Source organism: Kocuria arenosa (genome assembly GCF_042879215.1).
In the GTDB taxonomy this organism is placed as follows: Bacteria; Actinomycetota; Actinomycetes; order Actinomycetales; family Micrococcaceae; genus Kocuria; species Kocuria arenosa.
The window spans coordinates 23496-34018 of record NZ_JBHZTA010000017.1 but is presented as its reverse complement, the minus strand read 5'-3'; the positions used below and the strand labels follow the sequence as shown (position 1 = coordinate 34018).

The following is a 10523-nucleotide window of genomic DNA, read 5'->3' as shown; positions in this document are numbered from 1 at the left end:
AGGGCCCCCAGGCCGCGAACATCACCGTGCTTGCGTGAGAACGCTCTGATCTCCTCGTGAGATCACCGGCGCCGGGCTGTCCAGCCTGACGTCACCCCAGGAATCGCCACCCGGTGCGCCGGGTGGCGATTTCCGTGTGTCGGCCGTGCATCCGTCGGCGCGGCGCGTGCGCCGCTCCGCCGTCCCCGGCCGGTCCCCGATTCTTCGAAAGCTCCATCATGAAACACACCATGTCCGTCCTGGTCCAGGTGGACCTCGACGGCACCCACGTCCGAATATCCGTCACCGGATGCGTCACGCAGGCCAACGCGCACGTGCTCCATCCCTTGATCCGCCGCGCCCGTGCGCTCACTGCCGCCGTGCACGTCCAGATCGACCTGGACGCCGTCCAGCACCTGGAACCCGCGGCGGTGGCCCTGCTGCGCGCGGCCGCCGACCACGGAGCGACCACCTCCGGGACCGGGTCCGTGAGCATCGCGGTGCCCACCGGCCCCCGCGCCCACCCGGTGCGGGAGCTGCCGGTCCGACCGCTCCGGGACGCCGCGCCCCTCCCCGCCCGGGCCGCCTGAGCCCCGCCCGAGCGGTCGCCGAGTGGCGTTTCCCCGGGTCCTGCCCCAGGATTGAGCGGTGTCCGACGACCGTTCCGCCACCACCGCCGACCCCGCCCCCCGCCACGAGCGCGGCCACGAGGCCCACCCCGAGCCCGTGCCCGAGCTGCTCGTCGGCCTCGTCCTCTCCCCCCAGATCGCGGGCGCCCTGCCCAAGGACCTCGCGGCCTCCCTGCCGGGGCTGCTGCACGAGCGCTGTCCCGGGGTGCGCTGGCGGGTGGCGGCGGTGACCGACCGGCTGGTCGTCCCGCCCGCCGAGGGCCTGGACCTGCTCGAGGCCGCACGCGACCGGATGCTCGACGAGGACTGGGACCTCGTCGTCGTCCTCACGGACGTCCCCCTCAAGGACGGCCGCAGCCCCGTGCTCACCCAGCTGAGCCCCGTGCACGGCGTGGGCCTGGTCGCCGTCCCCGCCCTCGGTGCGCTGCACGTGGGGCAGAAGGTCCGGCAGACGACCGTGTGGGTGGTCGGCCACCTGCTCGGCCACGACGCGGAGGGCGCGGACGACGCCGACGCGCAGGAGGAGCTCGTGCGGCGGGCACGGCAGCGGTCGGAGGACCTCGAGGACCGGCCCGAGGACAACGCCGTGCAGTTCACCGCCCGCGTCCTGGGCGGCAACGTGCGCCTGCTGCTCGGGATGATCCGCGCCAACCGGCCGTGGACCCTGGTGGTGCGGCTGTCCCGGACGCTCGCCCTGGCCGCGGCGACCGGCGTGCTCACCCTGGTCGCCTCGGACCTGTGGCTGCTCGCCGCCGCCTACGGGCCCTGGCGGCTGGGGCTGCTGGGCCTGCTGTCGATCGCCGCGGTGACCGGCGCGCTCGTCGTCGGCGCCCGGCTGTGGGAGCGCCCGCGCCGGCGGGCAGAGCGCGAGCAGGTGGCCCTGTTCAACCTCGCCACCGCCGCCACCGTGGCCATCGGTGTGTCCGTCTTCTATCTCGCGGTCTTCGCCCTGTCCTGGCTGGGGGCGCTGCTGCTCGTGGACGGCGACGTCTTCGCGGACGTGATCGGGGCCCCGGCCGGGGCGGTGGAGTACGTCAAGCTCGCGTGGCTGACCGCCACGCTCGCCACCGTGGGAGGGGCCCTCGGGGCCGGGCTCGAGGACGACGACGCCGTGCGCGCCGCCGCGTACACCCGCTCGGAGCCCTGACCGGGACCGCCGATCACCTCCCCGAGGGCGCCGACAGTCAGTAGACTTGGTGTTCCCGGGGTGGTCCCGGAGCCGATCCGGAGGGACACCATGGCCGCCACGCAGCACAGCCCAGCGAAACCCCGCACGCCCCGACTGCGGCGCAGCAACTGCCAGCGTCCCGGGATCACCCGCCGCGGGTACGGCAAGGGCTTCGTCTACCGTCTCGCCGACGGCACGAAGGTCGAGGACCGGGACGAGCTCGGCCGGATCCGCGGGCTGGCGATCCCCCCGGCCTGGAGGGACGTGTGGATCAGCCCCCAGCCCAACGGGCACATCCAGGCCACGGGCGTCGACGACGCCGGGCGGCGCCAGTACATCTACCACCCCCGGTGGCGGGAGCTGAAGGACCGGGAGAAGTTCGACCGCGTCCTCGACTTCGGCGACACGCTCCCGCAGGCCCGCCCGGCCGTCACCCGGCTGCTGCGGTCGGAGGGCACCACGGAGGAGAAGGCCTGCGCGGCGGCCTTCCGGCTCATGGACGACTCCGCCCTGCGCGTCGGCAACGAGGAGTACGCCCAGTCGAACGGCTCCTACGGGGTGACCACCCTGCTGGTCCGGCACGTCCGGGTGGACGGGCAGGACGTGCACCTCGACTTCCCCGGCAAGAGCGGGCACCGCTGGACGCTGACCGTCCGGGACGCCGACCTCGCCGCCGCTCTCGCGCCCATGCTGGAGCGCGGCCCGGACGAGACCGCCCTCGCCTACCGCGACGAGGACGGGCAGTGGACCGGCATCACCAGCGCCCGGCTCAACGACTTCGTGCGGGACCGGTGCGGCTCCGACTTCACCGCCAAGGACTTCCGCACCTGGCAGGGAACGGTGACCGCCGCGATGGCGCTCGCCGCCCGCGCCGGCACCCGCCCCAGCGAGAGCGCCCGGAAGAAGGCCGTGTCCGCCGCCATGCGGGAGGTCGCCGAACACCTGGGCAACACGCCCGCCATCGCCCGCAGCTCCTACACGGACCCGCGGGTGATCGACCGGTTCCTGGCCGGCGAGACCATCGACGCCGCCACCTACCGGGCCGCGGAGCGGTCCCTGCGCGCGTTCCTCACCTGAGCCGCGGAACCGGGGCGGCCCGGCGGCCGCCCCGGGCCCGTGCTCAGGACAGCCCGACGTAGGTGGCCGAGTACCCGAAGCCGACGTCGTCGTCGCCGCCGTCCCCGTTGACGTCGGCGAGCTCGCGCACGTGCTGGCCGACCCGCCAGCCGTCGACGTCGGAGAGGAATCCCTGGGCGGACCCGGCGTGGCCCGGCGTGAGGTCCTTCCATCTGGTGGCCTGCCTGGTGCCGATGCGCGTCATGGTCGTCCTCCCGGTGCTCGGGGACCGGGGGTCCCGGCGGCCGCGCCGTGGGCGGCCCGTGGCACTCATGCTGGTGCGGGCGCCGCCGGCAGCCAACACCTGCCCCGGCACCCGGGCTCGGGCGCCGGTCAGACGCTGATGTCCGGCCACAGGACGCGGAACGCCACCGCCCAGCCGGCGACCCAGGCCAGGGACAGGGCCAGCAGCGCCGCCCCGGCCACGGCGACCACCCCGCCGCGGCGCCTGACCGTGCCGGCCAGGTGCCACGCGGCGGGCACCACGCCGAGGACGCCCAGGAGCAGGACCCCCTGCCCGAGGCGGGTGAGGGGCCGCATCAGGGACAGGTCCGGCTGGACGCTCGCGGCGAACAGCACGAGTCCCGCCAGCACGGCCACCGGGGCCGCGTAGGCCAGCCGCCGCACCCGCCGGGAACGGGCGCCGGTGTCCGGCGGGCCCCACCGCCGGCGCCGCCGCAGGCGGTTCACCGGCCAGGCGGCCAGCGTCAGGACGAGGACCAGCAGCGCCGCCAGCAGCAGGAGGTGGGGCACGAACCATCCGTGCCAGGCGCTCACCCTGCCCTCGGTGCGGTAGGCGACCAGCGCGACGTCCCGGACACCGTCCTCGCCGGCCCGCGCCGCGAGGGTGGCCGAGCCCCCGATCTCCCGCCACAGCCACGGCTCGACCTCGCGCATCGTGGTGGGAGGAGCCCCGAGGGATCCGACGCGGATCGTCCCGTCCTGGCCGGCGGTCACCGTGGTGATCGCGAGCGCCCCCACCAGCGCCGCGGCGCTCGACTCCGCCCGTCGTTCGCCGCGGTAGTGGCCGGCCACCGCGGCGGCCCGCTCCGCGGCGCCGGGCGGGAGCGCCGGTGCCGCCGGCTCGGGCGGGGCGACGTAGCGGCGGGCGAACTGCTCGACCAGCTGCTGCCGCAGCACCGCGGTGCTGGGGGCGCGCACCCCGTTGCCGTTGAGGGAGACGAACAGGCCCGTGTCCGCGTCGGGGAACAGGGCCAGCTCGCTGTGGAACAGGTTCGTGTCCCCGCCGTGGGAGAGCACCCGCTCCCCGAGGATCTCGTGGCCCCGGAAGCCCAGGGTCATCTGCTCCGCGGCGCCGAGCCCGTCGAGGGACGCGGGCGGCAGCGCCGGGGCGTGCATCGTCGCCAGCGCCTCGGCGCCCAGGACGCCGTCGGGGCCGTGTCCCAGGTGCAGGTTCAGGAACGCGGCCATGTCCTGCGCGGTGCTGCTCACGGACCCGGCGGGCGGGACGGAGAGGTGCTCGAAGGGCGCGGGCTCGGCCCCCGGCGCCGGGAAACCGTCGGCCATCCGGTTGGACAGCGCCGGCGGCAGCGGCTGCTCCGCGGTGCTGGAGGTCATGCCCAGCGGGTCGAGGACCTCCCTGCGCACGTACTCCTCGAACGGGACACCGGTGACCTGCTGGACGACGTAGCCGGCCAGCGCCAGGCCGTAGTTGGAGTACGCCGGGGTGGTGCCCGGTGCGAAGAGCTGCTGCGGCGGGTCCTCGGCCAGCTCGGTGCGCAGGTCGCGGACCTTCTCGGCGTCCGGGGTGATGAGGTGGTCCACGCGCTCCTCGAAGCCGGCGGTGTGGCTCAGCAGGTGCCGCAGCGTCACCGTCCCGAGGGGGAGCTCGAGCGGGAAGTCGAGGTGCTCGCGGACGTCGGCGTCCAGGTCCAGCGTCCCGCGCTCCACCTGCTGCAGCACGGCGGTGGCGGTGAAGAGCTTGGACACCGAGCCGAGCCGGAACAGGTGCTCCTCGGGGTCCACGGGGGTGGCCCCCGGCACGGACCGGGGGCGGTCCGCCGCGCCGAAGCCGCGCAGCGTGACGATCTCGCCGCCGGAGACGGCGGCCACCGTCGCCCCCGGGAGCCGTTCGGCGTCCAGGAGGGCCGGGACCAGGCCGTCGAGCCACGTGTCGACGTCCTCGGTGGTCAGCTCCCGCACGCCCTGCCCGTCCCGCCCGCCGCGCTCCTGCGCGGCGGCCGGAGGCGGCGCCACCAGGTGCGCGAGCAGCAGCAGCGCCGCGAGGACCAGCACGAGCACCGCCCCGGGGCTCCTCGGGGCGGCCACGGGGAACGACGACGGTGCCGGGAGCCGGTGCACGCGCATGGGGCCATCCTGCCCCTCCACCGGCTCCCGTGTCCGAGTGTGACCGAGGATCCCCGGCGTCCGCGAGGTCCGGCGCCCGGAGCGGGACCGGTGCCGGTCCGCCGGTCTAGCCTGGGGGCATGACCCGGTCCCGGACCCTGTCGCAGACCGCTCCCGTCCCCGCCCTGTGGCCGGTCGCCGGGGCGGCCGCCGTCGTGGTGCCCAGGAGCCGGTCGTGACCCGGCGGCTGCCGCGCGGTGCCCGCCGGCACTGGGCGGAGCTGGAGCGCCCGGGCCACCTGGTGCCGCCCCCGGTGGACACCGCGGCGATCGCCGGCCTGCCCGAGCCCGCGCGCCGCTGGCTGGAGCGCGCCGTGCCGTCCGGCACCCCCGCGTGGGCCGTGGCGGAGCTGTCGATGCGCGGCGAGATCCGGCTCGGCGGCTCGTGGCGCGCCTTCTCCGCCCGGCAGATCATCGCCCCCGGGATCGGCTTCGTGTGGGCCGCCCGCACCCGGGTCCTCGGCCTGCCGGTCACGGGCTACGACCGGTACGGCCCCGGCGGGGGCGAGCTGCGGTGGCGCCTGCTGGGCCTCGTGCCCGTGCTGTCCGCCGCGGGCCCGGACATCACCCGCAGCGCCGCCGGGCGGCTCGCCGGCGAGGGGATCACCGTGCCGCCGGCCTGCCTGGACGCCACGTGGTCCGAGGGATCCTCCCCGGACACCGCCGTCATGTCCTGGGTCCTCGACGGGGAGCGCGAGGACGCCCTGATCCGGGTCGACCCGGAGGGCCGGCTCCGGGAGCTGAGCATGCTGCGGTGGGGCGATCCCGACGGCACCGGGTACGGCCGCCACCCCTTCGGGGTCGCGCTGTCCGAGGAGGCCGATTTCGCCGGCGTGCGCGTGGCCACCGTCCTGCGCGCCGGCTGGGCGTGGGGGACCGACCGGCAGGCCGAGGGCGAGTTCTTCCGGGCGCGGATCGAGGACGTCCGGTTCCGTTGAGGGCCTTTCCCGGCACGGGGCTCCCCGAACGGCATGACCGGCCCGGGAGGCCGTCCGGTCAGCGGTCCGGGCCCTGGTCGACCGGCCCGTCCCCGGGCCGGTCCTGCCGTCGCTCGTACGGCCGGTCGTGCGCCGGGGAGGACCAGGGCACCGGCGCCGCCGCGGAGGACGGGGGCTCGACCGGCCCCTGGTCGAGCCGGAACGGCGGGTACTCGTCTCGCAGGAGCAGCACGTAGGCGAGGACCCGGTTGATCCAGCGGTTGATGCCCACGACCAGCGCGAACAGCTCGGGACGGTACCGGCCCGTGAAGAGCAGGACCACGGCGGCCACCAGCACGAGCAGCCCGAGCAGGGACGGTCCCCAGCTGGTGGTCGTCGTTCCGTCGTCGCCGCTGCGGGAGGTGCTCCACGTGCCGCCGCCGCCCGTGAGCACCCCGAGGATCAGCAGGTGCGGGATCGCCAGGAGCCACCACTTCACGAGCACGAGGCCGCGGGAGAGCCGCTCCGGGTAGGCGACCTCCAGCTGCGCCGGATGGTCCGCACGGGCCAGAGTGAAGGGCGGGTACCGGTCGGTGCCCAGGGCCGAGTAGGAGTAGAACGCCACCCGCCAGCTCCACCGCAGGACCCCCACGCTGAAGGAGAACCACGAGGGCGGGTACCGGCCCGTGAACAGGATGGCGAACCCGGCGGCGACCGTGGTGACCACCAGGGCGAACCACAGCACGGCCAGCACGATCAGGTGGGGGATCACCAGCAGCCACTTGATCAGCCACAGCCACCGGGACAGCCCGGTGTCGAGGAAGCCGACCAGGCGCACGGGGGACACCGGCTGCGGGGCCCGGTCCCGCCCCGGGTTCTCGGCGAGCGCCGCTCCCGGGCCCGTGCCGCGCGGCGGGGTGCGCGGGTCGATGTCCCGGCCGAGTCCGGCGGCGCCGAGCAGCAGCAGCGGGACGCCCACGACCAGGCCGGCCAGCCCGCCGACCAGCTGCCCGCCGGCCAGGGGGCCCAGGAGGTCGGAGCGCGCTCCGAGCTGCAGGTCCGCCCAGACCGGCCGGGTGGCGTCGGCGTTCATCACCACGAGCGTCCAGCTGCCCGAGCGCAGGTCCAGGGTCAGCTCCCGGGTGCCGGGGCCCTGGTCCGAGTCGGCCCAGAAGGTCTGGTTCCCGGGCCGGTCGGGCACCCGCTCGCCGGGCACGCGGGCCCGGGTGTCGTCCCCGGACTCCGTGGCGCGGCCGAGCTCGGCGTGGGCGACGCCGTCGAGGTACCGGTCGACGTCGGCGGTCTCGGCCACGCCCACGAAGATGTCCTGCTGCGGGTCGGCCGCCGTCACGCGCACCTGCACCCGGCCGAGCTGGTCGAGGAAGGGCACGGGGGAGAGCTGGGCGTCGCCGACGTCGAGCACGGCGGGCGGGCCGACCAGGGCGTAGGTGATGGTCTGGTGCCGGTCCGGGGACGCGGTGAGGAAGCGCCCGTCCTGCTGGGCCGCGGCGGCGCCGGCGAGGACGAGACCGCTGACGAGCGCCGCCAGGCCCAGGGCGGTCAGCAGGGTGCCCAGGACCAGCAGCACCCACTGCCCGGGTCTGGTGCGGCGCGGGGCGTCCTGCCGGTCGGCCGGGCGGGGCGGGTGGGAGGCGGGGTGCTCGTTCACGGGAGCTCCTGAGGGGTCGGACGGTGGCCGGCGCCCGGTGCGGGGCGTCCGGGGATCAGAGGACGGCGGCGAGATCGCGGCCCCTCCGGCGGGCACGCTCCTCCTCGCCGGGGCCGGTCGCGGAGCCGTCCACGTCCAGGTGGTGGCGGGAGGCGTCCCGCACGGCCTGCTCGTGGGAGTCCTCCCGGCTCAGTCGGTGGCCGTGGGTGGGGGGCGCCGACCACCAGCACGTCGCCGACCCCCGGTTGCTGCTGCTGCGCCTCGGCGGTCGAGCGCACCTCCGCGGGGACCCCGGCCTCCGTGAGACCGCGTCCGATCGCCTCGGCGATCCGGTGGGTGTTGCCGTACACGGACTCGTGGACCACCAGGAAGGTCACGGCGGGTCTCCTCTCTGCGGTCTTCTGCGGGTGGTCCCCGCGGTGCGCTTGCCCGGGTCCGGTCCCGCGGTTCCCTCCCCGAGGGCTCGTCCCCGGGGCCTCGGTCGCGCGGTCCCTTCTGCGCGGTCCCGGCCGGACCGTGCCCGGGTCCACGGCTCACACGCGCAGGACGGCGGCGCCCAGTTCGCGGGCCAGTTCGCGCACCGCCTCCGAGCGGGTCATGACGTGCACCTCCGCGCCCTGGTGCAGGGCCACCTGGGCGGCGAGGTGGGCGGACGCGCCGAAGCCGTAGATGCCCAGCCGACCCCCGGGCGGCAGCCGGGCCCGCCGCAGCGCCCGGTAGCCGATGATCCCGGCGCACAGCAGCGGGGCCGCGTGCTCGTCGTCGAACTCCTCGGGCAGGCGGTAGGCGAAGGCCTCGGGGCCAGGGTGAGCTCCGCGTAGCCGCCGTCCTGGTCCCACCCGGTGAAGCGCGGGGCCGTGCAGAGGTTCTCCCGGCCGCGGCGGCAGAACCGGCAACGGCCGCAGGTGTGCCGCAGCCACGCGACGCCCACGCGATCGCCCGTCCGGAACCGGGCGCAGCCGGGGCCCCGGCGCACCACCTCGCCGACGATCTCGTGGTCCGGGATCACGCCCGCCCGGTGCAGGGGCAGATCGCCCTCCACGAGGTGCAGGTCGGTGCGGCACACTCCGCAGCCCCGCACCCGGAGGAGCAGCTCCCCGGCCCCCGGCACGGGGTCGGGGCACTGCCCGAACCGCATCGGTCCGCCGGCTGCGGGACCGGGCTCATCGATCCACCATGCACGCATGCTGTCCTCGTCGATCCCCCGGGGAGGGCTCCGGCCGCGGCCGTGACCCCTGTCCTCGCTCCGAGTCTAGGAACGGATCGCGGCCCCCGTCGGGAAACGAGGAATGTTAACGCTCGTCCCGCTCCCCGGGAGCCGTGCGGGCCCCGGCCCCGGATCTCGGCGGGAGGTGTTCCCAATCGGGACGCGGGGGACGACCATGGGGGGACGAAGGACCGCGCGGGTGCGGCCAGCGTCGCAGGCACCCGGGCGGAAGCCGTCCCGGCGCGCGACGAGAGGACTCAGGCATGACCGAGCGCATCGACCGATGGCCCGCGGGAGCCCCGTGCTGGGCGGACATCATGGTCTCGGACCTGGACCGTTCCATGGACTTCTACGCCACCGTGCTCGGGTGGCGGTTCACGCCCTCGGACCCGGCCTACGGCGGCTACTGCAACGCCCTGGTGGACGGCGAGCCGGTGGCGGGGATGTCGCCGGCGCTGCCCGAGATGGAGGACGACCCGCACGCGTGGGCGGTGTACCTCGCGTCCGACGACATCGTCGCCACGGGCAGGGCCGCCGTGGCGGCCGGCGCCCGGCAGCTGTTCGAGCCGATGGCCGTGGGCAGCTTCGGCACCATGGGCGTGTGGATCGACCCCACCGGAGCGGCCTTCGGGGTGTGGCAGCCGCAGGAGCACACCGGGTTCAGCATCGTCGGCAAGCACGGGGCCGTGGCCTGGTGCGATCTCCTGACCACCGACCAGGCGGCCGCCGAGCGGTTCTACGCCGAGGTCTTCGGCTACACCTACCAGGACATCGGCACACGGCACGAGGCGTACGCCGTGTTCACGGTCCCGGGCCTGGACCGTTCGGCCGGCGGGATCGGCGTGCCCGCCGAGGACATCGACCATCTGCAGGAGGCGCCGCCGCTGTGGTGGGTCTGCTTCGAGGTCGACGACGCCGACACCGCCGCCGAACGGGTCGTCGCCGCAGGGGGCGCGCTGATCCAGGAGCCGGAGGAGTTCGGCTACGGGGAACTGGTGTTCGCCGCCGGCCCGGACGGCGAGCGCTTCGCCATGATGGGCCCCTCCTCGGAGGACTGGACGGAGGAGGACGACGAGGACGTCGACGAGGACGACGGCCGGTCGTGAGCGCGGGCCCCGGCCGGTGCGGCGCGGGGAGTCCGGGGCGGGCGGTCCGGCCTCAGTGCGGGTGGCTCAGGACAGGAGGCTCAGAACATGCCCACGACGGCGCCGACGAACCACAGCACCACGAACAGCGCCACGAGGCCGATGATGACGGCGAGTGCGATCTTCCCCTTCGCCGAGTCGCCGGGCCGGTCGACGTCGAGCTCGTGGTTGGTGGGGCCCACGCCCGAGCCGGCGTCGGGCGGGGTATCCCCCTCGTAGCTCAGGCCGGACTCCTCGTTCAAGGCGTCGCCGGCCTTCTTCGGGTCGTTGCGTGCCTGCTCGGGATCGATCTCGGCCACGGGGTCCTGCTTTCTCCGGTCGGACGTG

The 10523-nt window shown here is 75.6% G+C and carries 10 protein-coding genes and 1 pseudogene; 5 read left to right on the top strand and 6 right to left on the bottom strand.

What is annotated here, in order from left to right; genetic code table 11:
• Positions 1-218: 218 nt before the first annotated feature.
• From ACFYE3_RS18005 to ACFYE3_RS17995, 3 genes are all read left to right on the top strand, one after another.
• Positions 219-569 (top strand): hypothetical protein, encoded by a 351-nt coding sequence (locus ACFYE3_RS18005; protein ID WP_387611510.1) that lies wholly within the window; start codon positions 219-221, stop codon positions 567-569.
• Positions 570-627: 58 nt separating this feature from the next.
• Positions 628-1755 carry a hypothetical protein gene (locus tag ACFYE3_RS18000; RefSeq protein ID WP_387611508.1) on the top strand — a complete coding sequence of 376 codons (1128 nt, stop codon included), beginning with the start codon at positions 628-630 and terminating at the stop codon, positions 1753-1755.
• Positions 1756-1845: 90 nt separating this feature from the next.
• Positions 1846-2853, top strand: a complete 1008-nt coding sequence (locus ACFYE3_RS17995) for a DNA topoisomerase IB (RefSeq protein ID WP_387611505.1) — start codon at positions 1846-1848, stop codon at positions 2851-2853.
• Between the two features lie 43 nt (positions 2854-2896).
• On the opposite strand, the gene ACFYE3_RS17990 is transcribed toward ACFYE3_RS17995, so the two are convergent.
• The gene (locus tag ACFYE3_RS17990) at positions 2897-3097 is read right to left on the bottom strand and encodes a hypothetical protein (protein ID WP_387611502.1); all 201 of its coding nucleotides are present in this window, start codon (positions 3095-3097) and stop codon (positions 2897-2899) included.
• A 128-nt stretch (positions 3098-3225) separates the two neighbouring features.
• A complete protein-coding gene (locus ACFYE3_RS17985; protein ID WP_387611500.1) occupies positions 3226-5220 on the bottom strand; it encodes a serine hydrolase domain-containing protein in 1995 nt (664 codons plus the stop codon).
• 214 nt (positions 5221-5434) lie between these two features.
• Here ACFYE3_RS17985 and ACFYE3_RS17980 point away from each other — a divergent pair, with 214 nt between their 5' ends.
• Positions 5435-6196: a DUF6544 family protein gene (locus ACFYE3_RS17980; RefSeq protein WP_387611497.1), complete on the top strand. Its 762-nt coding sequence runs from the start codon at positions 5435-5437 to the stop codon at positions 6194-6196.
• Positions 6197-6254: 58 nt separating this feature from the next.
• Here the strand turns inward: ACFYE3_RS17980 and ACFYE3_RS17975 are convergent, their stop codons facing one another.
• From ACFYE3_RS17975 to ACFYE3_RS17965, 3 genes and pseudogenes are all read right to left on the bottom strand, one after another.
• The gene (locus ACFYE3_RS17975) at positions 6255-7844 is read right to left on the bottom strand and encodes a DUF4389 domain-containing protein (RefSeq protein ID WP_387611495.1); all 1590 of its coding nucleotides are present in this window, start codon (positions 7842-7844) and stop codon (positions 6255-6257) included.
• Between the two features lie 533 nt (positions 7845-8377).
• Entirely contained in the window at positions 8378-8683 is a 306-nt protein-coding gene (locus ACFYE3_RS17970) for a hypothetical protein (protein ID WP_387611522.1), read from the bottom strand.
• Between the two features lie 14 nt (positions 8684-8697).
• Positions 8698-8982 (bottom strand): annotated as a pseudogene (locus ACFYE3_RS17965) (alcohol dehydrogenase catalytic domain-containing protein); the annotation flags it as partial.
• A gap of 332 nt (positions 8983-9314) precedes the next feature.
• On the opposite strand from ACFYE3_RS17965, the gene ACFYE3_RS17960 reads away from it, so the two are divergent.
• Entirely contained in the window at positions 9315-10157 is an 843-nt protein-coding gene (locus tag ACFYE3_RS17960; RefSeq protein WP_387611492.1) for a VOC family protein, read from the top strand.
• A gap of 80 nt (positions 10158-10237) precedes the next feature.
• On the opposite strand, the gene ACFYE3_RS17955 is transcribed toward ACFYE3_RS17960, so the two are convergent.
• Positions 10238-10495 carry a DUF6480 family protein gene (locus tag ACFYE3_RS17955; RefSeq protein WP_368823079.1) on the bottom strand — a complete coding sequence of 86 codons (258 nt, stop codon included), beginning with the start codon at positions 10493-10495 and terminating at the stop codon, positions 10238-10240.
• Positions 10496-10523: the final 28 nt, after the last annotated feature.